This is a genomic window from Alteribacter populi (genome assembly GCF_002352765.1).
GTDB lineage: Bacteria > Bacillota > Bacilli > Bacillales > Salisediminibacteriaceae > Alteribacter > Alteribacter populi.
In genome coordinates this window covers 964,107-990,848 of the sequence record NZ_KZ293963.1, presented here as the reverse complement: position 1 = coordinate 990,848, position 26,742 = coordinate 964,107, and the positions used below count along the sequence as shown (strand labels likewise).

The 26,742-nt window shown below is 41.1% G+C and carries 22 protein-coding genes; all 22 read left to right on the top strand.

Annotation, left to right across the window (positions count from 1 at the left end):
• Nucleotides 1-77 precede the first annotated feature (77 nt).
• Entirely contained in the window at nt 78-959 is an 882-nt protein-coding gene (gene tsf, locus CDZ94_RS04815; RefSeq protein ID WP_096435380.1) for a translation elongation factor Ts, read from the top strand.
• Nucleotides 960-1,107: 148 nt separating this feature from the next.
• The gene (pyrH, locus tag CDZ94_RS04810; protein ID WP_096435379.1) at nt 1,108-1,836 is read left to right on the top strand and encodes a UMP kinase; all 729 of its coding nucleotides are present in this window, start codon (nt 1,108-1,110) and stop codon (nt 1,834-1,836) included.
• Entirely contained in the window at nt 1,833-2,390 is a 558-nt protein-coding gene (frr, locus tag CDZ94_RS04805; protein WP_096435378.1) for a ribosome recycling factor, read from the top strand. Before pyrH ends, frr begins: the two co-directional genes overlap by 4 nt.
• A 188-nt stretch (nt 2,391-2,578) precedes the next feature.
• Nucleotides 2,579-3,340 carry an undecaprenyl pyrophosphate synthase gene (locus tag CDZ94_RS04800; protein WP_096435377.1) on the top strand — a complete coding sequence of 254 codons (762 nt, stop codon included), beginning with the start codon at nt 2,579-2,581 and terminating at the stop codon, nt 3,338-3,340.
• Between the two features lie 14 nt (nt 3,341-3,354).
• The gene (locus tag CDZ94_RS04795; protein WP_096435376.1) at nt 3,355-4,146 is read left to right on the top strand and encodes a phosphatidate cytidylyltransferase; all 792 of its coding nucleotides are present in this window, start codon (nt 3,355-3,357) and stop codon (nt 4,144-4,146) included.
• Nucleotides 4,147-4,319: 173 nt separating this feature from the next.
• Complete coding sequence (dxr, locus tag CDZ94_RS04790) at nt 4,320-5,471, top strand: 1-deoxy-D-xylulose-5-phosphate reductoisomerase (protein WP_096435375.1); 1,152 nt, start codon at nt 4,320-4,322, stop codon at nt 5,469-5,471.
• A 14-nt stretch (nt 5,472-5,485) separates the two neighbouring features.
• Nucleotides 5,486-6,745: an RIP metalloprotease RseP gene (gene rseP / locus CDZ94_RS04785; RefSeq protein WP_096435374.1), complete on the top strand. Its 1,260-nt coding sequence runs from the start codon at nt 5,486-5,488 to the stop codon at nt 6,743-6,745.
• Nucleotides 6,746-6,949: 204 nt separating this feature from the next.
• Nucleotides 6,950-8,653: a proline--tRNA ligase gene (locus tag CDZ94_RS04780; RefSeq protein WP_096435373.1), complete on the top strand. Its 1,704-nt coding sequence runs from the start codon at nt 6,950-6,952 to the stop codon at nt 8,651-8,653.
• 317 nt (nt 8,654-8,970) lie between these two features.
• Nucleotides 8,971-13,272 carry a PolC-type DNA polymerase III gene (locus CDZ94_RS04775; protein WP_096435372.1) on the top strand — a complete coding sequence of 1,434 codons (4,302 nt, stop codon included), beginning with the start codon at nt 8,971-8,973 and terminating at the stop codon, nt 13,270-13,272.
• A gap of 340 nt (nt 13,273-13,612) precedes the next feature.
• The gene (rimP, locus tag CDZ94_RS04770) at nt 13,613-14,083 is read left to right on the top strand and encodes a ribosome maturation factor RimP (RefSeq protein ID WP_096435371.1); all 471 of its coding nucleotides are present in this window, start codon (nt 13,613-13,615) and stop codon (nt 14,081-14,083) included.
• Between the two features lie 218 nt (nt 14,084-14,301).
• Nucleotides 14,302-15,480 (top strand): transcription termination factor NusA, encoded by a 1,179-nt coding sequence (gene nusA, locus CDZ94_RS04765; RefSeq protein ID WP_096435370.1) that lies wholly within the window; start codon nt 14,302-14,304, stop codon nt 15,478-15,480.
• Nucleotides 15,481-15,492: 12 nt separating this feature from the next.
• Nucleotides 15,493-15,765, top strand: a complete 273-nt coding sequence (gene rnpM / locus CDZ94_RS04760) for an RNase P modulator RnpM (RefSeq protein WP_096435369.1) — start codon at nt 15,493-15,495, stop codon at nt 15,763-15,765.
• Entirely contained in the window at nt 15,765-16,064 is a 300-nt protein-coding gene (locus CDZ94_RS04755; protein WP_096435368.1) for a YlxQ family RNA-binding protein, read from the top strand. The genes rnpM and CDZ94_RS04755 overlap by 1 nt, the downstream gene beginning before the upstream one ends.
• A gap of 74 nt (nt 16,065-16,138) precedes the next feature.
• A complete protein-coding gene (infB, locus tag CDZ94_RS04750) occupies nt 16,139-18,316 on the top strand; it encodes a translation initiation factor IF-2 (protein ID WP_096435367.1) in 2,178 nt (725 codons plus the stop codon).
• Nucleotides 18,316-18,594: a DUF503 domain-containing protein gene (locus tag CDZ94_RS04745; protein ID WP_157812142.1), complete on the top strand. Its 279-nt coding sequence runs from the start codon at nt 18,316-18,318 to the stop codon at nt 18,592-18,594. The genes infB and CDZ94_RS04745 overlap by 1 nt, the downstream gene beginning before the upstream one ends.
• A gap of 286 nt (nt 18,595-18,880) precedes the next feature.
• Nucleotides 18,881-19,228: a 30S ribosome-binding factor RbfA gene (gene rbfA, locus CDZ94_RS04740; protein WP_096435365.1), complete on the top strand. Its 348-nt coding sequence runs from the start codon at nt 18,881-18,883 to the stop codon at nt 19,226-19,228.
• A gap of 132 nt (nt 19,229-19,360) precedes the next feature.
• Complete coding sequence (gene truB / locus CDZ94_RS04735) at nt 19,361-20,275, top strand: tRNA pseudouridine(55) synthase TruB (RefSeq protein ID WP_425352521.1); 915 nt, start codon at nt 19,361-19,363, stop codon at nt 20,273-20,275.
• A gap of 161 nt (nt 20,276-20,436) precedes the next feature.
• Entirely contained in the window at nt 20,437-21,375 is a 939-nt protein-coding gene (ribF, locus tag CDZ94_RS04730; RefSeq protein ID WP_096435364.1) for a bifunctional riboflavin kinase/FAD synthetase, read from the top strand.
• Between the two features lie 134 nt (nt 21,376-21,509).
• Entirely contained in the window at nt 21,510-21,779 is a 270-nt protein-coding gene (rpsO, locus tag CDZ94_RS04725) for a 30S ribosomal protein S15 (protein WP_096435363.1), read from the top strand.
• 227 nt (nt 21,780-22,006) lie between these two features.
• Nucleotides 22,007-24,100 carry a polyribonucleotide nucleotidyltransferase gene (locus CDZ94_RS04720; protein ID WP_096435362.1) on the top strand — a complete coding sequence of 698 codons (2,094 nt, stop codon included), beginning with the start codon at nt 22,007-22,009 and terminating at the stop codon, nt 24,098-24,100.
• Between the two features lie 235 nt (nt 24,101-24,335).
• The gene (locus CDZ94_RS04715; protein WP_096435361.1) at nt 24,336-25,322 is read left to right on the top strand and encodes a polysaccharide deacetylase family protein; all 987 of its coding nucleotides are present in this window, start codon (nt 24,336-24,338) and stop codon (nt 25,320-25,322) included.
• 11 nt (nt 25,323-25,333) lie between these two features.
• Nucleotides 25,334-26,575, top strand: a complete 1,242-nt coding sequence (locus CDZ94_RS04710) for a M16 family metallopeptidase (protein ID WP_096435360.1) — start codon at nt 25,334-25,336, stop codon at nt 26,573-26,575.
• Nucleotides 26,576-26,742: the final 167 nt, after the last annotated feature.

The following is a 26,742-nucleotide window of genomic DNA, read 5'->3' as shown; positions in this document are numbered from 1 at the left end:
GGCCGGACCCTTTATCATCCTTTTTTCAAAAAAAGATGGTACAACAATTCTAAGTGATCACCTAAGGAGGAATAACCATGGCGATTTCAGCTAAAATGGTAAAAGAATTGCGCGAAAAAACAGGCGCGGGAATGATGGATTGTAAAAAAGCATTAACAGAAACGGACGGAGATATGGACAAAGCAGTCGATTTTCTTCGTGAAAAAGGGATTGCTAAAGCAGCTAAAAAAGCGGACCGTATCGCTGCAGAAGGTTTAACTGCTGTTAAAACAGAAGGCAACACAGGCGTCATCGTAGAAGTGAACGCTGAAACAGACTTCGTGTCCAAAAATGAAAATTTCCAAAACTTAGTTACAAACTTAACAAACCACCTATTAGCAAACAAACCGGCTACTGTTGAAGAAGCTCTTGGACAAGCGTTTGACGGTGAAGGAGATACTCTTGAAAGCTACATTAACAATCAGATTGCTAAGATCGGAGAAAAAATCTCCCTTCGTCGATTTGAAGTTGTAGAAAAATCTGATAATGAAACATTTGGTGCATATCTACATATGGGCGGACGCATCGGTGTGCTATCCCTAGTTGAAGGAGCTGAGGAAGAAGTAGCAAAAGACGTAGCGATGCACGTTGCTGCAATTAACCCTAAATACGTTAGCCGCGACGCAGTTTCTGAAGATGAAGTAAACCGCGAACGCGAAGTATTAAAACAACAAGCAATGAACGAAGGCAAGCCTGAAAACATCGTTGAAAAAATGGTTGAAGGCCGCCTTGGCAAATTCTTTGAGGAAATTTGCTTAAACGAACAGCCATTTGTTAAAGATGGTGATCAAAAAGTCGGGAAATATGTTCAGTCTAAAGGCGGAACTGTAAAATCTTTCGTACGTTACGAAGTAGGCGAAGGTATGGAGAAACGAGAAGACAACTTTGCTGAAGAAGTTATGTCTCAAGTGAAAAAATAACTATGTTGAAGGGGCACTTTGTGTCCCTTTTTCCCAAGTAATCCACTTTTTGACTGATTGACCGGTAGCTGTTACTGATAATGATATGATTGGTAAAAGAGTGGTGTGTATCTGGGTTTTGGGAATGAGACTATACTTGGAGGGTAATATGGAAAATCCTAAATATAAACGTATTGTGTTAAAGCTCAGTGGAGAGGCTTTGGCTGGAGATCAAGGATACGGCATTGACCCATCCGTCATTCAGTCCATCGGTAATCAAATTCGTGAAATCGTTGAAATGGATGTTGAAGTAGCGATTATTGTAGGTGGCGGTAATATTTGGCGCGGAATGGCAGGAAGTGCGAAAGGTATGGATCGTGCTACAGCTGATTATATGGGCATGCTCGCTACAGTCATGAATTCTCTTGCTTTGCAAGACGGCTTAGAGAACATCGGGGTTCAAACTCGTGTTCAAACATCTATTGAAATGCGCCAAGTGGCGGAACCATACATACGTCGCCGTGCGATCCGGCACCTAGAGAAAAAGCGTGTCGTAATCTTTGCGGCAGGAACTGGGAATCCGTATTTCTCAACTGATACAACAGCAGCATTACGTGCAGCTGAAATTGAGGCAGATGTTATTTTAATGGCGAAGAACAAGGTCGATGGTGTGTATTCTGCTGATCCATCTGTTGATTCGACTGCGAAAAAATATGAATCTTTAACGTATCTTGACCTTCTTAAAGAAGGCCTTGCCGTAATGGATTCAACGGCTTCATCGCTTTGCATGGATAACAACATTCCACTCATTGTCTTCTCAATAATGGAAGAAGGTAACATTAAACGAGCGGTAAATGGTGATGATATTGGAACTGTGATAAGGGGGAATAACGAATGAGTAAAGAAGTAATTAAAGAGGCGGAACAAAGAATGGAAAAATCGATCGATTCTTTACGTAAAGAACTCGCAACGTTACGTGCTGGACGAGCGAACCCTTCCATCTTAGACAAAGTACAAGTCGAGTATTACGGTATGATGACACCACTCAATCAACTTGCAACGATCGGTGTTCCAGAAGCACGCATGCTGACAATTCAACCTTTTGATAAGTCTTCAATTGGTGACATTGAAAAAGCGATTCAAAAGGCCGATTTAGGTTTATCACCGTCAAGTGACGGAAACATCATTCGTATCACAATTCCTGCACTAACAGAAGAAAGAAGAACAGAGCTTGTTAAGCTGGTGCGACGTTATGCAGAAGATGGTAAAGTAGCTGTCCGTAATATCAGACGCGACAGTAACGATGAGCTGAAAAAGCTTGAAAAAGATGGTGACATGACGGAAGATGAACTACGCCGTGGTCAAGATGATGTCCAGAAAGTAACAGATAATTTCGTTGCTTCTATTGACCAGATTGCGGATACTAAAGAAAAAGAAATCATGGAAGTATAGGACAAAAGCGTGTAAAATAAACAGAGTAAAAGACCCTCTATGATTGGGGGTTTTTTTACTAAGTGAAAAGTGTAAAGACCTAGTTGTGACAGAAAGTATTTAATGTATAAAACTGGGCATTTGCACTTTTTTCAGGTTAACACGCACATAAAAAGCATCTTTTGCTTTTCCTTTTTGGGGGATTTTAAATGTTAAAAAAATGGACGAATCGAAAAGAGGGTGAGACTAATGGAAGTCTCGATCTCGATCCTCGAAATATACCAAACCATGTCGCCATTATCATGGATGGAAACGGGCGCTGGGCTAAGAAGCGCGGTCTTCCCCGGATAGCAGGACATCGTGAGGGTATGAATGTTATAAAAAAAATTGTGAAAAAGTCTAATCAGCTTGGAATTAGAACTCTTACACTCTATGCTTTCTCAACGGAAAATTGGAAAAGGCCCAAACCTGAGGTGGACTTCTTAATGAGGTTACCAGAACGATTTTTAAAGTCGGAGCTTCCTAAGCTAACTGAAGAAAACGTTCAAGTCAGAATTACCGGTTCTAAAGAGGCGTTACCTACCCACACCATTAACGCAGTTGAAAAAGCAATTGAGGATACAAAAAATAACGACGGGTTAATTTTGAATTTCGCCTTAAATTATGGCAGTCGCCATGAAATGATTGAAGCTATGAAGCAGGTTTATAAAGAAATTGATCGTGGAAGACTAGCTGTTGATGAGATTGATGAAAAAACTGTTTCCTCCCATTTAATGACGGGTGACCTTTCAGATCCCGATCTTCTTATCAGAACTAGCGGGGAAATACGGTTAAGTAATTTTATGCTTTGGCAACTTGCATATTCTGAGTTTTGGTTTACAGAAACGTTGTGGCCGGATTTTACAGAAAACCATTTCAATGAAGCCATTCAGGTTTATCAAAAGCGAATACGTCGCTATGGCGGAGTGTAGGAAGGGGAGGGACAATGAAACAACGAATCATAACAGGCGTCATCGCTGGTGCGGGTTTCATAAGTATTCTTGTTCTCGGGGGATTGCCGTTTACCCTCCTCATCTTCATATTAGGAACCGTCGCTATGGCGGAACTATTAAAGATGAAAGGAATGTCGCCTTTCTCTTACCGAGGTTTTATAGGCTTTTTATTTTTGTGGTTATTGCTCCTACCTGAAACAATATTGTCTTTTGATCCGATTCATGTTGAACGAACCGAAATGTTTTTGTTAATGATTGTTGTTCTATTAGCGTTAACTGTAGTTACTAAAAATTCCTTCACCTTTGATGAAGCTGGATTTATCATTTTATCATCTGTATACATAGGGTTCGGGTTTCACTTCTTTTTAGCAGCCCGATTTATGGAAGATGGGCTCGTATTTCTATTTTTTGTACTTATATTAGTATGGGTTACTGATTCAGGTGCTTACTTTTGCGGGCGTTTTTTAGGAAAGCATAAATTGTGGCCTCATATAAGTCCGAAAAAAACGATAGAAGGATCACTAGGAGGAATTGTATTTGCAGTAATCATCGGTTCCATTTATGCAATCTTTTTCCCGGTTTTCTCCACATATATGATTACATTACTTTTCATCCTGATCGTTTCTATTGCTGGACAACTCGGCGACCTTGTAGAGTCAGCATTAAAACGGCATTATTCTGTGAAAGATTCGGGACAAGTACTTCCGGGTCACGGAGGTATCCTCGACCGGTTTGATAGTTTGATTTTTGTTATGCCGATTTTGTACCTGCTTACCTTTATCTAAAATGCGTGTTATCGTAAACTTTGTTAACTTTTGAGGGCCCTTCACCCTTGCGAAAAGAGCCTAGTTAATAAAGGGAAGGTAAAAAGCGGAGGAGTTCATGTCGAAAGCGCTGAAATTTTCTAGGGCTTTTTGAGCTCTCATAAAAGATTGCCACGAATGAAGGAGCATCAAACATGTCAAAAAAAATTATCTTATTAGGATCTACCGGTTCAATCGGTGTGCAAACATTAGATGTTATTCGCGCCCACCCGGACCAGTTTCAATTAGTAGCACTAACTTGCGGCAGGAATATTAACCTTGCAGCAGAACAGATTCTAACATTCCAACCTCGGTTTGTATCCGTTCAGCATGAAGGTGATGTCCATAGGTTGAAGATGCTCATACCTGAAGACGTGAAAGTAGGCTGGGGACGCGATGGTTTAATAGAGGCTGTTGAACAAGTGGAAGGTGATGTTATTGTTAATGCGCTAATGGGCAGTGTAGGCCTTGAACCTACAATGCATGGGATGAAAGCCGGAAAAGATATTGCCTTAGCTAATAAAGAAACGCTAGTAACTGCCGGACATATTGTGACTGAAGCCGCTCGCAAATACGGTGTCAACCTCATCCCTATTGACAGTGAACATTCAGCTATTTATCAATGTCTCGAAGGAAATAGTCAAGAGGAAGTAGAGAAGTTGATTCTCACAGCTTCTGGGGGAAGTTTCCGTGAGCGTTCCCGATCTCAATTACAAGGGGTAACAATAGACGATGCGCTAAATCACCCTAATTGGAGTATGGGGGCAAAAATTACGATTGATTCTGCAACAATGATGAATAAAGGCTTAGAAGTGATCGAAGCCCGCTGGCTCTTCGATTTGCCCTATCAAAAAATAGACGTAATCTTACATAAAGAAAGCATCATCCATTCTATGGTAGAATATATTGATGGTAGCGTACTAGCCCATCTCGGAATGCCGGATATGAAGGTTCCCATCCAATATGCGTTATCCCTACCAGGCCGGCTTGAGTTGCCGGATAAACAAAGGTTAAATTTGTGGGAAATCGGAGCACTCCACTTTGAAAAGCCAGACTTTGATCGCTTCCGTTGTCTAAGGTTTGCTTTTGAAGCTGGTGAAGCAGGCGGTACAGCCCCTACGGTTTTAAATGCAGCCAACGAAGTAGCTGTGGATGCTTTTTTACAGGGGAAAATCTCCTTTCTTGAAATTGAAACGATTATTGAACGTGCTTTAAATGAACATGCTATCGAGAGAAACCCAAGTCTTGAAACTATTGTTGATGTCGATGAAAAGACACGGAGTAAAATCAGATCTGATATGAAATAAAAGGTTGTGATGACGTGAATACGTTTATATCTATCGTAATAATATTTGGCTTATTAGTTTTTATCCATGAGTGGGGTCATTTGATCTTTGCAAAACGAGCTGGCATTCTATGTCGGGAGTTTGCCATCGGATTCGGTCCGAAGATTTTCTCGTTTAAGAAAAATGAAACCACATATACAATTCGTCTTTTACCGCTTGGCGGGTTTGTACGTATGGCTGGTGAAGACCCGGAAATGATCCAAATCAAACCGGGATATGAAGTAGGCCTCACATTTAACAACGAAGAGCGAGTCAGTCAGATTATCGTAAATAATAAATCAAAGCACCCTGATTGTAAGGTCATCCAAGTAGAAAAAATTGACCTTGAACATAAACTTTTTGTACAAGGGTATATGGCTGATGAAGAGGGATTAACGACTTACGAAATAGATGAAAAAGCTGAGTTCATTCATGACGAAGAAGCAACCCAAATTGCTCCTTACAACCGTCAGTTCCCCGCTAAAACAATTGCGCAACGGGCAATGGCAATTTTCGCAGGACCGATGATGAACTTTTTATTAGCGGCCGTCATTTTAGCAGGTTATGCCTTAATCGCTGGGATGCCTGTAGATGAAGCAAAAGTGGGAGATGTAACTGAAGACGGTGCGGCAATCTCTGCTGGGATTGAAGAAGGAGACCGCATTCTTTCGATCGACGGGCAACAAGTGGAGTCATGGGAGGAAATGACAACGATTATCCAAGGTAGTGCAAATGAAGCTCTTTTATTTGAGATTGAAAGAGGTTCTGAAACCTTCGATGTGGAAATGGTACCTGAAGAACGACTTGGACCCGAAGAAGAAGTACAAGGAGTCGTTGGTATTTATCCGCCGACAGAGTTTAGTGTATTAGGATCTATTATGTTTGGCTTCACACAAACATACGAGTATACGGTTCTAATCATTGAAGCACTCGGAATGCTCGTTACAGGGCAGTTTAGTCTTGATCATCTAGCTGGACCAGTTGGCATATACAACTACACAGGTGAAGTAGCCGCTATGGGAGTTCTTGTGCTTATGCAATGGGCTGCAATTTTAAGTGTTAACTTAGGAATTATTAATCTTCTTCCCTTGCCGGCACTTGACGGAGGGCGATTAATGTTTATTGGACTGGAAGCTGTAAGAGGCAAACCTATTGATCCTCAAAAAGAAGGACTCGTCCATTTTATTGGATTTGCTCTCTTAATGCTACTGATGCTTGTTGTAACTTGGAATGATATAAACAAATTTTTCTTATAGAGGATATTCAAAAAGTCCGGGAAAAATAGTGTCGAATTTCTGTAGCGCTCCCTTGAAATTCTCGGCTCTTTTTGTCCTCACATATAGTACGATCATTTCTTTTACTAAAAACTCTTATGAAAACAGCCTTTACTAAAATCGATGGATGAAACAGCAGCGTAACCTTTAGCTGCGTTTTGTCCAATAAATTGAGGTGGCCTTTATATGAAGCAAAGTACTTATTTATCTCCAACATTACGTGATGTACCAAGTGATGCAGAAGTGAAAAGTCATCAGCTTATGCTAAGAGCAGGGTTGATCAGGCAAAGCTCAGCTGGTGTTTATTCTTTTTTACCATTAGGGTTAAAAGCGCTAAAGAAAGTGGAAGCGATCATCCGTGAAGAAATGAATAAAGCAGGTGCACAGGAAGTATTAATGCCAGCGATTCAGCCTGCTGAATTATGGCAGGAATCGGGAAGATGGGACGTATACGGGCCTGAACTGATGCGTGTGAAGGATCGACACGAGCGGGAATTTGCGCTTGGACCGACTCATGAAGAAGTCATCACCTCCCTTGTCAGAGATGATATTCGTTCTTATAAGCGTTTGCCGATGATGCTATATCAAATTCAATCCAAATTTCGTGACGAGCGCCGTCCCCGGTTCGGGATTTTGAGATCGCGTGAATTTTTAATGAAAGATGCTTATTCCTTTGATACAAGTTTCGAAGGTTTAGATGAAAGCTATGAAAAAATGTATCAAGCTTATTCGAATGTGTTTACACGATGCGGTCTAGATTTCCGGGCAGTAGTCGCTGACTCAGGAGCAATGGGTGGAAAGGATACCCACGAATTTATGGTGCTATCTGACATTGGTGAAGATACCATTGCTTACTCAGATACTTCCTCTTTTGCTGCTAACATTGAAATTGCACCTGTAAACGTAAACTATACAAAAAGTGATGAGCCTCTCCTTGAAATGAACGAGAAGGCAACTCCTAATCAAAAGACGATTGAAGAAGTAGCGAAATTTCTCGATGTAGAGGAAAGTAAACTCGTAAAATCCGTTCTCATGATGGTTGACCAAGAACCAGTACTCATTCTCGTACGTGGTGACCATGAAGTAAATGAAGTAAAAGTAAAGCATGTCCTTGACGCGCAATTGGTTGAAATAGCCGGAGAGGAAGATACGAAGCAGCACCTTAACACAACTCCTGGTTTTATTGGACCCGTCAATGTCCCTGATCATGTGAAGGTAATTTGCGACCATGCAGTGGAAGCGGTTGTTAACGGTGTATGCGGTGCAAATGAGAAGGATAAACATTTTGTAAATGTAAACCCTAGTCGGGACTTTAATGTAAATCATTATGAAGATTTACGCCTCATCCAAGAGGGGGATCCTTCACCCGATGGACAAGGTGTGATTCAATTTAAAGAAGGTATCGAAGTCGGCCATGTGTTTAAACTGGGTACTCGTTATAGTGAAGCGATGAAAGCCACCATTTTAGATGAAAATGGAAAATCACAACAAATGGTTATGGGAAGCTACGGTATCGGCGTTTCTCGAACGGTTGCAGCAATCATCGAACAGCACAATGATGAAAACGGCATTGTTTGGCCAGCATCTGTTGCACCATTTGATGTCCACTTGATTCCGGTTAATATTAAACAAGAGGCACAGCGAACGTTAGCGGATGAGCTTTATTCTACGCTAACAAAAGCGCGTTTTGACGTACTATATGATGATCGTGCGGAAAGACCAGGCGTAAAGTTTAAAGACGCCGACTTGATGGGAATGCCAGTGCGAATCACAGTTGGTAAACGAGCAGACGAAGGCATTGTTGAAGTGAAAATCCGCAAGACGGAAATAACCCTCGAAGTTCATTATGATGAATTGGTCGATACCATTTCTCGCTATTTGAATCAATAAACAATCGATTGTGATGATGGTACTCCAATACGGGGTACCATCTCCTAGTTACAGACTTGTCGTTTAGGAATTTATATTTACTTAGGTTATGGATACCTTTTTAGTAATTGGAGTAACATCTAGCTCCAGCGACAAGCATTACTTCGTGAATAAGCTGCGGGTTGTCTCGACGGATACACACCGGAGCATTACTAGCAGAGGAAGAGACAGCTACGAGGTCATTTTAGCCCGTCAGAATAAGCCAGAAAGCGGCTTCAGTCTGCCGGTCGAAAATGCTTGTCGGTAAGTCAAGTTTTCTTTAAAAGGAGGGGAATGGTTTGCAAGATGATCAACAAATTCGCCGAGAGCGATTTGATTTGCTGCTTGAGCAAGTCGTAATGCCAGAAGAGATACGCCAAGCTCATCTAACGGAAGGCTGGATTGAAAAACTCGAGGTTTTTAAAAACGAAAAGAAATGGCACTTTACTATTCGATTGCCGTACATGTTACCATACCCAGTCTTTGATGCTGTACAAACGACGATCAAACAAGGGCTGCAGCATATTGCAACGGTGCATTTGACGTTTCGCTATGATCAACAAGCTCAACCTGAAAAATACCTGGCTAGTTATTGGCCTTTTTTCGTGGAAGGACTTAAACATTCAACGAACGGCCTGATCCAGCGCTTGCGTGGTCAAGAGCCACGTGTTGAACAAAATAAATTGATCATATCTACCATGAACGATGCAGAAGCAGAAATGATCAAGCGAAAGGTAACAGACCCATTAAAAAAATTACTTATTGAAACTGGTTTTCCGTCGATGACAATTGAGACAACGGTCCAGGAGTCAAAAGAAGCGTATGAAAAGTTTGTTGAAAAGAAACAGGAAGAAGACCATTCAAAAGTAGTCGAAGCGATGATGGAAAAACAAAAAATAGAGAAGAAAGCTAAAGAACTAGGCACGACTTCTTCTATTTCTATTGGACAAAAATTAAAAGAAAATCCCAATCCGATTGAGGATATTGTGGAAGAAGAAGGACGCGTCACTATTCAAGGGTATGTTTTTGATGCGGAAACAAAAGAACTGCGAAGTGGCAGAACACTATTAACTTTTAAGGTAACCGACTATACAGATTCAATCTTAGTGAAAATGTTCTCTAAAGATAAAGAGGACGTGCCAGTTCTTGAATCGATTAAAAAAGGTATGTGGCTAAAAGTAAGAGGTGGCGTACAATACGATACCTTTGTACGCGACCTTACGATGATGGCACGGGACATTCAACAAGTCCAGCCAATTGAGAAAAAAGATAAGGCGCCTGAAGATGAAAAACGTGTTGAACTGCATCTTCATTCACCCATGAGTCAAATGGATGCTATTACTTCAGTTTCAGCTTATGTAGCTCAAGCGAAAACGTGGAATCATAAAGCGATTGCCATTACTGACCACGGCGTCGTCCAAGCTTATCCGGAAGCCTATAGTGCAGGGAAGAAAGAAGGTGTCAAAATCCTTTACGGGCTGGAAGCGAACCTTGTAAATGATGGTGTACCCATTGCTTACAATGAATCGGACCGCTCTTTGCATGATGACACGTACGTTGTTTTTGACGTTGAGACGACGGGACTATCGGCTGTTTATAATACGATTATTGAACTGGCAGCAGTTAAAGTAAAAGACGGTGAAATAATCGACCGTTTTGAGTCCTTTGCAGATCCTCACGAAAAACTAAGTCCGACGATCATTGAATTAACCGGGATCACAGACGATATGGTAGACGGGGCACCAGAAGTCGGAGATGTGCTTAAAGACTTCCACGAATGGATGGACGACGCAATTCTAGTTGCACACAATGCAAGTTTTGATATGGGATTTTTAGATGCTGGCTATAAACGTATTGGCTATGATAAAACTCCCAACCCAGTTATCGACACACTGGAGCTCGCGAGGCTTCTTTACCCGACTTTTCGTAACTACCGGTTAAATACTCTTTGTAAAAAGTTTAATATAGAGCTTGTGTCCCACCATAGAGCTATTTATGATGCGGAAGCGACAGGTCATTTACTCTGGAAAATGGTGAAGGATGCTATTGACCTAGGAATCATCAACCATAATCAATTAAATCACCAGTCTAAAGGCGATGAATACAAAAAACAACGGCCGAACCATTGTATCCTTCTGGCAAAAGATCAAGAAGGTCTCAGAAATATTTATCGGCTCGTTTCCATGTCTCACATTGATTACTTTCACCGGGTTCCCCGTATTCCGCGTTCTGTTCTTGCTCAACATCGGACAGGAATTCTCGTTGGATCCGGATGTGATAATGGAGAAGTGTTTGATGCGATGATGCAAAAAGCACCGGAAGAAGTGGAAGACATCGCCCGTTTTTACGACTATATTGAAGTACAGCCGCCGAGCAATTATTATAAACTTTTAGAAAAAGAAATCATACGAGATGAACTGGAATTAAAAGAGATTGTTCGAAATATCGTTGAACTCGGTCAAAAACTGGAAAAACCGGTAGTTGCGACAGGAAATGTGCACTACCTTCAACCAGAAGATAAAGTCTATCGGAAAATTTTGATCGCCTCTCAGGGAGGAGCGAATCCATTAAACCGCCATTCATTACCTGATGTCCATTATCGTACAACGGATGAAATGCTTGAATGCTTTTCGTTTTTACCTGAAAAAACCCGAAAAGAGATCGTCGTTACAAATCCGAATGCGATTGCCGATCAAATTGAAGAAATTAAGCCGATCCCGGATGATCTTTATACGCCACATATCGAAGGGGCAGACGATGAGATGCGGGAAATGTGCTACAACCGGGCAAAAAATATATACGGAGAGGACCTTCCGGAAATTGTCGAAGCGAGGCTAGAAAAAGAACTTAAGTCGATTATAAGTAACGGTTTCTCCGTTATCTATTTAATTTCTCAGAAGCTCGTAAAAAAATCATTAATTGACGGTTATCTTGTCGGGTCTCGGGGGTCAGTGGGATCAAGCTTTGTCGCTACAATGACGGAAATTACAGAGGTTAACCCACTGCCGCCTCACTATGTTTGTCCGAAATGTCATCATTCTGTGTTTTTTGATGACGGTACAGTCGGTTCCGGGTTTGATTTACCTGATAAAGATTGTGAGAAATGCGGAGAGGCTTATAATAAAGACGGGCATGACATCCCCTTTGAAACATTTTTAGGGTTCAAAGGAGACAAAGTACCTGATATCGATTTAAACTTCTCTGGAGAATACCAACCTGTAGCCCATAACTATACGAAAGAACTTTTCGGCGAAGATTATGTATACCGTGCGGGTACGATCGGTACAGTAGCGGAAAAAACAGCATATGGTTTTGTGAAAGGCTATGAAGACGACCATCAATTAAGGTTAAGAGGTGCCGAAATCGATCGTCTTGTTTCAGGGTGTACTGGAGTAAAACGAACGACAGGTCAACACCCTGGGGGAATTATCGTTGTTCCTGACCATTTGGACATTTATGATTTCTCACCGATCCAATTCCCAGCTGATGATCGGAACTCAGAATGGAAGACAACACACTTCGACTTTCATTCAATTCATGATAATTTATTAAAACTTGATATATTAGGGCACGATGACCCTACGGTTATTCGTATGCTGCAAGACTTGAGCGGAATCGATCCAAAAGATATTCCAGTCGATGACAAAGAAGTATTCAAATTATTTGGCGGAACGGAATCGCTCGGAGTAACTGAAGAACAAATCATGTGTAAAACAGGGACGTATGGCATTCCTGAATTTGGTACTCGCTTTGTGCGACAAATGCTTGAGGATACAAAACCAAGCACGTTCAGTGAGCTCGTGCAAATTTCCGGACTGTCCCACGGAACCGATGTATGGTTAAATAACGCAGCTGACTTGATCGCAGATGGTACTTGTGTATTAAAAGATGTGATCGGCTGTCGAGATGACATAATGGTCTACTTGATTTATAAAGGTGTCGAGCATTCACTTGCCTTTAAAATTATGGAGTTTGTTCGTAAAGGTAAGGGGCTTCAAGAAGATTGGATCGAAGAAATGAAAAAGAACGGTGTTCCTGATTGGTACATCAGCTCTTGTTTAAAAATTAAGTACATGTTTCCGAAAGCTCACGCTGCTGCTTATGTTTTAATGGCAGTTAGAATCGCTTACTTTAAGGTTCATCATCCAATTCTTTTTTATGCGGCGTACTTTACAGTAAGAGCAGATGATTTTGATCTCGATACAATGACACGCGGCTCAGCGAGCATCCGCAAGAAAATTGAGGAGATTTACCAGAAGGGTCTCGATGCGTCTCCGAAAGAGAAAAGCTTGGTCACAGTATTGGAGCTTTCATTAGAAATGTGCGAGCGAGGTTTCTCCTTTCAGAAAGTTGACTTATATAAGTCAAAAGCCTCGGAGTTCATCGTGGACGGAGATACGTTAATCCCACCTTTTAATGCGTTGAATGGTGTAGGAACCAATGCGGCTATTAATATTGTTAATTCACGTGACGGGGGAGAATTCCTTTCCAAAGAAGATTTACGTGAAAGAAGTAAAATAACAAAAACAGTCCTGGAAAATTTAGATGATCATGGCTGTTTAGAAGGAATGCCTGATTCTAATCAACTCTCGCTATTCTAGGCTCTTAAGGCTAATGTTTGTTTGCGCCCCCTAGGGGTTTATGTTATAGTAAGATGGCAATACTTAGAATAACGGCAGCGGAAAGAGTGGGGGCGTCCCACTCTTTCTTTTGGATATAAGAGGGTGTTCAAAAGTCAAGGGGAAAAAAGCAGTCAGATCTTCTCCACTCCCTTTTTTATACAGATACTACAATGGAGAGTTCACAGAACTTCTACGCTAAGTCTGTTAACAGAACTGTTTTTTGGGTATACCAACAATATCTCTTATCCATTGTGTGAAAAAAACCGTATGAAAGGCTCACAGTATTTTGGCCAAAGGTTTAAAGCAAGGAGGCGAAATTTTGGCTAGTGACATTAGACAAACCACTGAAACATTAGCGAAACCAATATTGGATGACTTACACCTCGAACTAGTGGATGTTGAATTTATAAAAGAAGGAAAAAACTGGTTCTTGCGTGTGTATATTGATTCTGATAACGGTGTGGATTTAGATGATTGTACAGCCGTGAGTGAAAAGCTCAGTGAAGCGTTGGATGAGCAAGATCCTATCGAACAAGCATATTACTTAGAAGTGTCTTCACCAGGTGCAGAACGACCGTTGAAAAAAGAACAGGACCTTCATCGCGCCATTGGTAAAAATGTGCACGTGACTACGTACGCACCTATTGATGGTGACAAAGTGTTTGAAGGAAAGCTATCGGACTTTGACGGCCATATACTTACAATTGACATAACGATTAAAACGAAAACCAAAACGGTCCAAATACCATTTGAAAAGGTTGCAAAAGCAAGGCTAGCTGTAATCTTTTAAACGATCCTCAAGGCTCTATTATATAAGGGTGTTGCTTTATTTTTTGAGCGTTTGTAACAATATTTGAGTTGAAAATACGTTCAAAAAGCAACAGATCATAAGGAAACAAATTTTAGGACTAGCTTTAGCGACGAGCATAAGCATCGTAGTATTTACTATTAGAGGAAGAGACAGCGTACGAGCGCTTACGCTTTTCTATAAAGGGGGAACCAAAACTCATGAACAGTGATTTCATGGATGCTCTGACAAGCATCGAAAAAAACAAAGGCATTGACAAAGAAGTCATTTTAGAAGCAATTGAACAAGCGCTGATTACCGGATATAAACGGAACTTTAATCAAGCACAAAATGTCCGTGTCAATATCGACCGTGAAAATGGTGATATTCGCGTTTTTGCACAAAAAGTTGTAGTTGAAGAGGTTTTCGACTCAAGGTTAGAAATTTCTTTGGACGCAGCTGGATCCATTAATCCGCAATACGAGGTAGATGATGTAGTTGAGATTGAAGTAACGCCAAAGGACTTTGGACGCATTGCTGCACAAACTGCTAAGCAGGTCGTCACTCAACGTGTGCGCGAAGCTGAACGGGGAATTATCTACTCTGACTTTATAGATCGCGAAGAAGATATTATGACAGGGATTGTTCAACGTCAGGATCATCGATTTATTTACGTTGACCTAGGCAAGGTTGAAGCGATTATGCCTCTTAATGAGCAAATGCCAACTGAAAACTACAAACATAACGACCGGATCAAAGCGTTTATTACTAAAGTTGAAAAAACGACAAAAGGTCCGCAAATTATGATTTCAAGGACGCACCCGGGTCTCTTAAAACGATTGTTTGAACTCGAAGTTCCAGAAATTTATGATGGGACGGTTGAGATAAAATCAGTATCGCGAGAAGCTGGAGATCGTTCAAAGATTTCAGTTCATGCGGAAGATCCAGAAGTTGATCCTGTTGGCTCTTGTGTCGGTCCACGCGGTCAGCGAGTGCAAACAATCGTTAATGAGTTGAAAGGTGAAAAAATTGATATTGTCCGTTGGTCAGAAGATCCAAAAGTCTATGTAGCCAATTCACTCAGCCCATCGAAGGTTCTTCAGGTTACTGTAGACGAAGAGGAAAAGATGACTCAAGTCGTTGTCCCTGACTATCAACTTTCTCTCGCGATTGGAAAGCGAGGCCAAAATGCCCGCCTAGCAGCGAAATTAACGGGTTGGAAGATTGATATTAAGAGTCAATCAGATGCTGAAGAGCTCGGTATTTATGACCCGAATGCTCCATTAGAAGAAGAGCTAGAGGCAAAAGGTAGCGAAGAGTATACTCATTCTGATGATATTGTAGAGGATCACGATTTAGGTGCAGCTACTGATTATGATGAGGAAGACAATGTGAACTAAGGAGTGAAAAGCATGAGTACTAAAAAAACTCCTTTGCGAAAATGTGTTGTGACAAACGAGATGATGCCGAAGAAAGAGCTTGCTCGAATCGTCCGAACCCCTGATGGAGAAGTGATTTATGATCCAACATCGAAAAAATCAGGACGCGGAGCATATTTAACAGCATCAAGAGATGTAATTGAGCAAGCGAAGAAAAAGGATATTCTTTCCCGTCACTTAAAAACAAAAGTGAGTTCTGAAGTCTATGACATGCTAATGGCTGAAATAGATAAGGAGAACAAGTAATGGAAGATCGTGCGTTGAATTTCCTTGGACTTGCGTATCGCGCAAGAGCTCTTGTTACAGGGGAAGACGTTGTTTTACAAGCCGTTCGAAAAGGTAAATTACGCTTAGTGATTATGTCTGAAGATGCTTCAGAAAATACAAAAAAGAGATTTACAGACAAATGCTCTTATTATGACGTGCCGCTAGTCATTAAGTGGACACGGCAATCCATTGGAAATGCGATTGGAAAAGATGAGAGAGTAGTAGTGGGAGTTGAAGAAAGCGGCTTTGCGAAAAAGTTGAAGTCGTTAATGGAATAAAGATTCATGGCTCTTCAAAATCTCTTGATTATCACTGTGCGACCAAGAGTGCCATGAATGCGGGAGGTAAACATATGAGGAAGATGCGTATTTATGAATATGCCAAAGAGAAAAATACGACTAGTAAAGCAGTTATTGAACGTTTAAAAGCAGCAAAAGTAGAGGTTTCAAATCATATGAGTGTTATTGACGAAGCAGCGATCAAAAAACTGGAATCGAACAATAACCATTCACAAAGCAAAAGTGAAAAAACACAGCCGAAGCCGCAAAATAAATCGAAAAAAGACATTTCTAATCAAGGCAAACAAAAGCAAAGAAGTAATGAAGGACGTGATCAGTCACCTATGAATGAAAAATCTGCAAATAAACGTTCAAACAAGCCAGGTAACAACAACCAAGGAAAGAAAAACGATCGTCGAAACAACAGCAGAAATAAAAACAACAATCAACGAAATGACCGCCGTAATTATCAAGAGCAAAAACGTCCAGCAGCCAAACCGATGCCGCAAGAGATTACGTATACAGCTCCGATTAGCCTTGGCGAATTTGCTGAGAAGCTTAACAAAGAGCCTTCTGAGATCATAAAAAAATTAATGGGTCTTGGTGTTATGGCTACAATTAATCAGGAACTTGACAAAGACACCATCGAACTTCTAGCCGAAGACTTTGGTGTTAAAGTGGAAGAAGAAATTGTCATCGATGAAGCTGAGTTTGAAACAATCGATGAACAAGATGACCCTGCTGATCTTCAGGAGCGCCCTGCTGTTGTTACGATTATGGGTCACGTTGACCACGGTAAGACAACTCTTTTAGATAGTATTCGTCACACGAAAGTTACTGCTGGTGAGGCAGGTGGAATCACTCAGCATATTGGTGCTTACCAAGTTAAAGAGAATGATAAAGAGATTACCTTTTTAGATACTCCTGGTCACGCGGCTTTTACAACAATGCGTGCACGCGGAGCACAAGTAACAGATATTACGATTCTCGTCGTAGCAGCTGATGATGGTGTTATGCCGCAAACGGTAGAGGCGATTAATCACGCAAAAGCAGCTGAAGTTCCGATTATCATTGCTGTGAATAAAATGGATAAAGAAGGGGCAAATCCTGATCGCGTCATGCAAGAACTAACAGAGCATGGTCTTGTTGCGGAAGCGTGGGGTGGAGATACCATTTTCGTTAACGTTTCTGCTATTAAAGGTGAAGGCATTGACGAGTTGTTAGAAATGATCCTTCTTGTTTCTGAAGTAGAAGAGTTAAAAGCGAACCCGAATAAACGTGCACGAGGAACAGTTGTTGAGGCAGAATTGGACCGTGGCCGCGGAGCAGTAGCTACGTTGCTTGTGCAAACAGGCACACTTAAAGTCGGCGATCCGATTGTTGTAGGAAACACGTTCGGGCGTGTCCGTGCAATGGTAAATGATCTCGGCCGTCGTGTTAAGGATGCAGGTCCTTCTACGCCAGTTGAAATTACCGGTTTAAATAACGTACCGCAAGCGGGCGACCAGTTTATGGTGTTTGAAGATGAAAAGAAAGCTCGTCAAATCGGTGAATCACGAGCGATTAAAGAAAAAGAAGCCCAGCGTCGTGAAACTTCCAGAGTAAGTCTTGACGACTTGTTTAACCAGATCCAACAAGGGGATATTAAAGATATTAATATCATTATTAAGGCTGATGTTCAAGGATCAGTTGAAGCGATGCGTGGCTCGTTAGAAAAGATTGAAGTTGAAGGTGTGAAGGTAAATATCATTCATACAGGGGTTGGTGCCATTGCAGAATCTGATATTATCTTAGCCAGTGCCTCCAATGCAATCGTTATAGGATTTAACGTTCGCCCTGATAACAATGCAAAACGTACTGCTGATCAAGAAAAAGTAGACATCCGTTTACACCGTGTCATTTACAATGCCATTGAAGAAGTAGAACAAGCGATGAAGGGAATGCTTGATCCTGAGTACGAAGAAAAAGTCATCGGTCAAGCAGAAGTCCGTCAAACATTTAAAGTATCTAAAATTGGTACCATCGCTGGCTCATATGTAACAGATGGGAAAATTACCAAAGATTCTACAGTGCGCTTAATTCGTGATGGTGTTGTCCAATTTGAAGGTGGCATTCGCGATTTAAAACGCTTCAAAGATGATGCAAAAGAAGTAGCAAAGAACTATGAATGTGGAATTACGCTTGAAAACTTTAATGACGTAAAAGAAGGAGATGTCATTGAAGCTTACGTAATGGAGGAAATCAAGCGGTGATCATAGGCTCCCTTGCCATTGAAGCGATTATTTATGATGCACAGTCGCTAAAAGAAAAGCGTGCTGTATTAAAAAGTGTAGTCACACGTCTCCGCGATCGCTTTAACCTATCTGTTGCGGAAACGGACCATCAGAACGTCTGGCAGCGAACAAAGATAGCCATTGCTGTAGTGAGTTCAGACAAAGTACGGGCAGAACAGGAATTAAATCGTGCACTGGACTTTATCGACAGCGTTCCCGAGATAGAAGTGGCTTCGGTGCGGTGGGAATGGATTTAATCATTAAAGGATATTTTAAGAAGCTAGGGTTCATTTATCCTCCTTTTTGCAAGCCTCTTTTCGCATAGATTGTTGTTTTTATTGATAAGTCGAAGGAATGAAAGGCGGCGACTTCAGCGGGAAAAGCAAGAATGTCTTATTGCGACGAGGAACCGCAGGAGCAGGTGAAGCATTGCCCGCGGAAAGCGTCCGCCTGTAGCGGATTCGAGCGATAATCTTATCATATCAAAAACAGCTTTTTGAAAATGCCTATAGAATTCACAACTACATTTTGGGGGTGCACAGGATGAGTAACGTTCGTGCAAATCGCATTGGAGAACAAATAAAAAAAGAACTAACAGATATCATTCAGCGAGGAATTAAAGATCCAAGAGTCGGCTTTGTTACAGTTACAGCCGTGGATGTAACTGGTGACCTCCAGCAAGCTACCGCATTTATCACTGTCTACGGTGACGATGAGAAACGAGCTCAAACGCTTGAAGGACTTTCGAAAGCGACTGGATTCATTCGTTCTGAAATCGGTAAACGGATTCAGATTCGTAAAACACCAGAACTGTTTTTCAAATTTGATGAAAGTATTGAGCGCGGAAACAGAATCGAAGAGCTGCTTCGTAAGCTGGATGATCGTAATTAGAACTTTTTCGAGGATAGACATTCGCTCTATCCTCTTTTTTTTGAGAGTTGTGAAAGTGTAAATGATCCGCAGTCGAAGAGCTTCGCGGCGATGATTTCCGGCAATTTGATTTTTACGTTCGAGGTGATGAAGATGAGTGAAAGATATCAGGGGATTCTCCCCTTATGGAAAGAAAAAGGAAAGACGTCATTTGACTGTGTGAAAGAGATGCAACGATTGTTTGAACTAAAAAAAATTGGACATACCGGTACGCTGGACCCTGATGTAGAAGGAGTACTTCCGATTTGTATCGGAAAAGCTACAAAGCTAGTGGAGTACTTAACAGCCGAAGGAAAGGAATATGAAGGAGAAGCAACTCTTGGATATTCGACAACGACTGAAGATGCTTCCGGTGAAGTAGTGGAACGAAAACGAATCGAAAAAACACTTCTTGATGATGAAATCGATGGGACCCTCTTGCGTCTTGTAGGCACGATAAGTCAAACCCCACCGATGTATTCGGCAGTTAAAGTGAAAGGTAAGCGCTTATATGAGTATGCAAGACAAGGAATTGAAATTGACAGACCATCACGTCAAGTACAAATTTATGAGCTTGTCCGAACATCTCCGGTTAAACAAGAGGATGGCTTACTATCATTTCGCTTTCGGGTAAAATGCAGTAAAGGTACGTACATACGAACATTAGCTGTCACGATGGGAGAAATGCTTGGCTACCCTTCTCATATGTCAAGCTTAAGGCGTACTGCATCAGGATCGTTTATTAAAGCGGATTGCTATACTGAGCATCAGCTAATGGCGTTAAAGGAAAAAGGAATGTTACACGAAGCGCTGTATCCTATTGAGTACGCATTGAAGAACTGGCCGCGAATGACTATCGATAAAAATATGGAAGAGAAGGTTATAAATGGTGCTGTTCTTCCTTTGCCTAAAATGATGGACGAATCTCGCTTCACTTTGTATAATCAACAAGGGGAGTGCTTAGCAATTTATCAAAAGCACCCAAACAAAGAAGGTATGATGAAGCCGGAAAAAATGCTGAAAGTGTAGAAATGAACTTAACCTTAGGTGTTTGTTGCAAATAATTGGAAAATCTGCGCAGCATTTTCATAAGGAAGAGACATTATTATTGTTCAGGATCAGAATTTGTAGATGATGAAAGTGATCATTTTCCCTGGCATCATGCCCTTTCTATAAATAGAGGTGGCAACGTGGAAACGATTCATATCGAACATCCTCATCAATATAATAGAAGCGACTTTCCATCCCTAGTACTTGCTCTAGGCTTTTTTGACGGGATTCACCTTGGTCATCAAAAAGTCATTGGAACAGCTAAAGAAGAGGCTTCAAAACGTGGATGGAAAAGTGGCGTTATGACATTTGACCCGCATCCTAAAGAAGTATTAAGAAAGGGAGAGCAGGTCGATTATTTAACCCCGCTAAAAATAAAGAAGGCAGAAATTGAAAAGTTGAATGTTGATTACTTATTTGTAATCCATTTTACATCTTCTTTTGCTGAACTGACTCCTCAGAGTTTTTGCGATCAATACTTAATTGATTTAAATGTAAAACATGTGGTTGCAGGGTTTGATTATACGTACGGTCGATTGGGTAAAGGGACGATGGAGACAATGCCCTTTCATTCAAGGGGAGAGTTTACCCAAACGGTCGTAAGTAAGCTTAACAAAAAGGAAGAAAAAATCAGTTCGACGAGGGTGCGTAATTGCATTAGGCAAGGAGATGTCACTGAAACCTGTCAGTTGCTCGGTAGAAGCTATGAAACAACTGGGGTAGTTGTAAAAGGTGACCAGCGTGGACGGACGATTGGCTTTCCAACAGCAAACGTAGATAAAGATTCTTCGTATCTCCTTCCAAAGACAGGTGTATATATCGTTGAATTGGAAGCGGCAGATAGATGGTATCATGGGATGTGCAATGTCGGCTATAAACCTACTTTTCATAAAAAGTCAGATGGGGATCCCACAGTAGAAGTTCACGTATTTAATTTTGATGGGGATTTGTACGGTCAAACGGTTAAAATTAACTGGAAAAAGCGAATTAGAGATGAGCGTCCATTTTCTTCAGTTGATGACTTGATTGACCAATTGAATAATGACAAAGTAGAAGCTTTAGCTTACTTTGAAAAATAGTGTGAAAAAACAATGGGAAACCTTGATTTTCACAGCGAAAACTAGTATGCTATAAGATGTTAACCATCACTTGGCAGAACGAGTCACCGACGTCCGCTAGGCGATTGGGGATATAATTGAAGGAGGTGTAATGGATGGCTTTAACACAAGAGCACAAAAATGAAATCATCAACGAATTCAAAACTCACGAGAACGATACTGGTTCTCCAGAAGTGCAAGTTGCTATCCTAACGAAGCAAATCACGACACTTAACGATCATTTACGTACTCACAAAAAGGATCACCACTCTCGTCGTGGTCTTTTGAAAATGGTAGGTCAACGTCGTAACCTATTGACTTACTTGCGTAACAAAGACGTTGCTCGTTATCGTCAACTCGTTGACAAGCTTGGTTTACGTCGATAAGCATGATTGAGAAAAGCGGGATAAGTCCCGCTTTTTTGTTATACATGAAGGAAAAATTTACCTGACTCAAGCACTGTTTAGGAGTGAAAGCAGGAAGACGTTGCTAATTAGTCAAAGGGTTTGATATGATAAAAAGGCTAAGATGCTATGTTTACTACATAAATTTAAGTCAAAACTAATGAGTAAGATATTCACGTTAAATGTGAATGAGAGGAGCACTTGTACTTATGGAACAAGAAAAGCAAATGTTTTCAATTGATTTTGCCGGTCGTACGATGACATTCGAAACTGGCCGATTTGCAAAGCAAGCAAATGGTGCAGTAATGGTACGATACGGAGATACGGCTGTGTTATGTACAGCAACAGCCTCAAAGGAACCAAAAGATTTACCATTCTTCCCGTTAACCGTCAACTATGAGGAACGCTTATATGCTGCGGGAAAAATTCCAGGCGGCTTTATTAAACGTGAGGGTCGTCCAAGTGAGAACGCAGTCCTTACGAGCCGCCTTATTGATCGTCCTATTCGTCCGCTTTTTGCAGATGGATTTAGAAACGATGTACAAGTCATCAGTATCGTCATGAGTAACGATCAAGACTGTTCTCCAGAAATGGCAGCCATGGTTGGTTCTTCTTTAGCGTTATCTATTTCAGATATTCCTTTTGAAGGTCCTGTAGCAGGTGTCATTGTTGGCCGTGTTGATAACGAATTTGTTATTAACCCGACGACAGAGCAACTGGAAAAAAGTGATATCCATCTTGTTGTAGCAGGGACAAAAGATGCGATCAATATGGTGGAAGCCGGAGCGGAAGAAGTACCGGAAGATGTCATGCTTGAGGCGATCATGTTTGGTCACGAAGAAATCAAACGTCTTGTTACTTTCCAAGAAGATGTAGTTAAAAAAGTCGGTAAAGAGAAAATGGATATTAAATTGGCATCTGTTGATCCTGAGCTTGAAAAAGAACTTCGTGAAAAAGCAGAAGCCGACCTTAAAGAAGCAGCTACGGTATTTGAGAAGCATGCACGTGAAGCAGCCATTAAAGAAGTGGTGGACCGGGTGGCAGAAGAGTATGCTTCTGAAGATATAGACCGAGGCGGTGAAGCGAAAGAAATTCTTGATAAAATTTTAAAAGGAATTGTCCGTCGCCTCATCACAAAAGATAAAATCCGTCCTGATGGACGTAAAATCGATGAAATCCGCCCGTTAACATCACAAATCGACTTATTAGCACGAACGCACGGATCAGGTCTCTTTACTCGTGGACAAACCCAGGCAATGAGCGTCTGTACGCTTGGAGCATTAGGAGATGTTCAAGTGTTAGACGGACTTGGCATTGAAGAAACGAAACGCTTTATGCACCACTACAATTTCCCTTCTTTTAGTGTAGGTGAAACAGGACCGATTCGTGGACCAGGTCGCCGGGAAATTGGACATGGTGCACTAGGAGAACGTGCTCTTGAACAAGTGATTCCTTCTGAAGAGTCATTTCCTTATACGATTCGTCTCGTTTCTGAAGTACTTGAATCAAATGGCTCTACTTCCCAGGCAAGTATTTGTGCAAGCACACTCGCGATGATGGCAGCAGGTGTTCCACTTAAAGCTCCTGTAGCTGGAATTGCAATGGGACTTGTTAAAGACCAAGCCGATGTCTCAGTCTTAACAGACATTCAAGGAATGGAAGACTTCCTTGGAGACATGGACTTTAAAGTAGCCGGAACTCAAAAGGGAATTACTGCTCTACAAATGGACATTAAGATCGAAGGAATTGATCGTGATATTTTAGAGCAAGCTTTATCTCAAGCACAAACAGGTCGTCTGAGGATTTTAGACAACATGATGAGTGCAATTGCAGAGCCTCGTTCAGAACTATCAGAGTATGCTCCGAAAATTTTAACAATGAGTATCAACCCTGATAAGATCCGTGATGTCATCGGCCCGAGCGGGAAGATCATTAACCAGATCATTGAAGATACTGGCGTTAAAATTGACATCGAACAAGATGGAAAAGTCTACATTTCTTCAACGGATGCTGCAATGAATACAAAAGCAAAAGGCATTATTGAAGATATCGTTCGTGAAGTTGAAGTAGGAGAAACGTACCTCGGAAAAGTGAAACGTATTGAGAAGTTCGGTGCATTTGTTGAACTATTCAAAGGCAAGGACGGTCTTGTTCACATTTCTCAACTAGCAAAAGAGCGAGTGCAAAAAGTGGAAGACGTTGTTTCCATCGGTGACGAAGTGTTAGTTAAAGTAACTGAAATAGATAATCAGGGCCGTGTGAATTTATCACGAAAAGCCGTACTTCCTGAGGAATCAAAATAAATGTGAAGACCGGAATTCCGGTCTTTTTTTAATAGCAGTAAATATAAGGAATTATCCGTTTCAATGTCTAGCTCCAGGTGCATCGCGCTTTTCTTAAGCTTTAAGTGTGTCAAAAAGAAGGGTAATCATTTTAGTTGAAGGCAAAACCTCTTCATTGGAGGATGGCAATTTTCAGTAAGGCAGCGTTCTACCTGGTCTTTTCCATGCATATTTTACTGATGAGGAGGGACAGCCTATGGTAAAGAAATTTATCCTTCAATGGAGCACCTTTCTATTTATACTGCTCTTATCTTTTGCCAGCGTTCAAAATCCGATCACGACCAGTTATATACACGAAATAAAGCAACAAACAGTATCTCCGGTATTTAAGGCAGAAAATCCGTTATATCAGGATATCATGGACCGAAAGGATAATTATGAAATTCCTGCCGTAGATGCAAAAGTAGACAATGTCTGGAAAGCAGTCCCGGGAATTAATGGAGTAGAAGTAAATGTCGCTGCTTCATACGAGAAAATGAAAAAGAACGGTACGTTTGATGTAAAAAAACTTGTGTATAAACAATCCCCCCCAAAGGTGTCACTCGATGATTTGCCACCGAATCCGATTTATCGGGGAAATCCTGAGAAAATGATGGTTTCTTTAATGGTAAATGTGGCATGGGGTAATGAGTACTTACCAGATATGTTGAAGACGCTGAAGGAGCATGATGTAAAAACGACGTTCTTTTTAGACGGCTCATGGGTGAAAAAAAACCCAAAACTTGCTAAAATGATTGTAGAAGAAGGGCATGAAATCGGAAACCATGCATATTCTCACCCAGACATGAAGCAGCTTTCAAATGCAAGAATTTATGAAGAACTGACGAAAACAAATGAAATTATCCAGGCAACAGTAGGCGTTGTACCAAGATGGTTCGCGCCACCAAGCGGCAGCTTTCGGCAAGATGTTGTAGATATTGCGGACGAGTTAGGAATGCACACGGTGATGTGGACGGCAGATACGATCGATTGGCGCAACCCCGTGCCTGACGAAATGGCAGAGAAAATTATTAATAAATCAGAAGCAGGTACTCTAGTGTTAATGCACCCAACGTCATCAGCAAGTGACGGGTTAGAAAAAATGATTAGTGGATTAAAAGAAAAAGGCTTTACGATTGGCCCCGTTTCAGACCTATTGAATGAACAACGCATCATGTCAAAACAACACCAGACGTGGTATTAGGAGGATGTCATTTGATCAAGCGAATAGTAAGTGATAATGGATTAAGAATCGTATTTGAACCAAACAATACAGTAAGGTCAGTTTCAATCGGGATTTGGATTGGTACAGGCTCACGGTTTGAGACGAAAAAACAAAATGGGGTTTCACACTTCTTAGAGCATATGTTCTTTAAAGGAACGAAGTCTCGCAATGCCCAGCAAATAGCCGAGTCCTTTGATTCAATTGGCGGCCAGGTAAATGCTTTCACATCGAAAGAATACACTTGTTATTATGCTAAAGTTTTAGATGATCACGCCGAACATGCTTTAGAAGTGTTAGCAGACATGTATTTTAACTCAACGTTTGATTCCAAAGAAATGGCGAAAGAAAAAGGCGTTGTTTTAGAAGAAATCAAAATGTATGAAGATACTCCCGACGATATCGTTCATGACCTATTGAGTCAAGCTGGTTACGGGGAACATCCTCTTGGTTTTCCTATTTTAGGAACCGAAGATTCGCTCGATAGCTTTTCAGCAGATTCATTAATAGAATATATGGACCAGTTTTACAATGCAGACAATGTTGTTATTTCGGTGTGCGGTAATGTTGATGAATCGTTTGTAGAATTTATTCAAGAAACATTTCGAAATATGAGGCAGTTTGATTCTGATAAATCGCTGGAGAGACCAAGATTTAAATATGAAAAAATGGGCAGAAAAAAAGAAACGGAACAAGCTCACCTTTGTCTCGGATATGAAGGAATAGCCATTGGACATGAAGACGTGTATAATCTTGTCCTTCTTAATAATGTTCTCGGTGGTTCGATGAGTAGCCGCTTATTTCAGGAAATTCGTGAAAACCGAGGGCTTGCCTATTCGGTATTTTCGTATCATAGTGGATTTCATGATACAGGACTCTTGACAATTTATGCTGGAACGGCAGTTAAACATTTGGAAGAAATGTACGGTTGCCTAATGTCTGTCATCGACTCTGTTAAAGAGAAAGGACTTACCGAAAAAGAATTAAAAAATGCAAAGGAGCAACTAAAAGGAAGTTTGATGCTTGGGTTAGAAAGCACAAACAGCCGGATGAGCAGAAATGGGAAAAATGAGCTGCTTCTTGGTCGCCACCGTAACTTGGATGAAATCGTTACAGAAATTGAACGCGTTTCCCTTGCAGATGTCAAGAAGCTTAGTTATGATCTGTTTTCTCAAGATTTTGCGATGACACTAGTGAGCCCCGACGGTAAATTACCAAGCTCTCTTCGCTCCTAGACATGTGCGCATGTTTTACTTTCAGCTTCATAATATAATTAAAAGAGGATGTTTAAAAAGTCCGGGAAAGATAGCTGTTTTAACGATCTTCTGCTAACAACTGCCACGTCCTGTGGCTCACGCAGACTCACGTATTAACACCATACGCCTCTTGATCTTCTCGGCTC

Excerpts from the sequence above, each read along its gene's own strand:
- tsf (WP_096435380.1), top strand. The coding sequence starts at position 78 with ATGGCGATTTCAGCTAAAATGGTAAAAGAATTGCGCGAAAAAACAGGC.
- pyrH (WP_096435379.1), top strand. The coding sequence starts at position 1,108 with ATGGAAAATCCTAAATATAAACGTATTGTGTTAAAGCTCAGTGGAGAG.
- frr (WP_096435378.1), top strand. The coding sequence starts at position 1,833 with ATGAGTAAAGAAGTAATTAAAGAGGCGGAACAAAGAATGGAAAAATCG.
- CDZ94_RS04800 (WP_096435377.1), top strand. The coding sequence starts at position 2,579 with ATGTTAAAAAAATGGACGAATCGAAAAGAGGGTGAGACTAATGGAAGT.
- CDZ94_RS04795 (WP_096435376.1), top strand. The coding sequence starts at position 3,355 with ATGAAACAACGAATCATAACAGGCGTCATCGCTGGTGCGGGTTTCATA.
- dxr (WP_096435375.1), top strand. The coding sequence starts at position 4,320 with ATGTCAAAAAAAATTATCTTATTAGGATCTACCGGTTCAATCGGTGTG.
- CDZ94_RS04780 (WP_096435373.1), top strand. The coding sequence starts at position 6,950 with ATGAAGCAAAGTACTTATTTATCTCCAACATTACGTGATGTACCAAGT.
- nusA (WP_096435370.1), top strand. The coding sequence starts at position 14,302 with ATGAACAGTGATTTCATGGATGCTCTGACAAGCATCGAAAAAAACAAA.
- rnpM (WP_096435369.1), top strand. The coding sequence starts at position 15,493 with ATGAGTACTAAAAAAACTCCTTTGCGAAAATGTGTTGTGACAAACGAG.
- CDZ94_RS04755 (WP_096435368.1), top strand. The coding sequence starts at position 15,765 with ATGGAAGATCGTGCGTTGAATTTCCTTGGACTTGCGTATCGCGCAAGA.
- infB (WP_096435367.1), top strand. The coding sequence starts at position 16,139 with ATGAGGAAGATGCGTATTTATGAATATGCCAAAGAGAAAAATACGACT.
- rbfA (WP_096435365.1), top strand. The coding sequence starts at position 18,881 with ATGAGTAACGTTCGTGCAAATCGCATTGGAGAACAAATAAAAAAAGAA.
- truB (WP_425352521.1), top strand. The coding sequence starts at position 19,361 with ATGAGTGAAAGATATCAGGGGATTCTCCCCTTATGGAAAGAAAAAGGA.
- rpsO (WP_096435363.1), top strand. The coding sequence starts at position 21,510 with ATGGCTTTAACACAAGAGCACAAAAATGAAATCATCAACGAATTCAAA.
- CDZ94_RS04720 (WP_096435362.1), top strand. The coding sequence starts at position 22,007 with ATGGAACAAGAAAAGCAAATGTTTTCAATTGATTTTGCCGGTCGTACG.
- CDZ94_RS04715 (WP_096435361.1), top strand. The coding sequence starts at position 24,336 with ATGGTAAAGAAATTTATCCTTCAATGGAGCACCTTTCTATTTATACTG.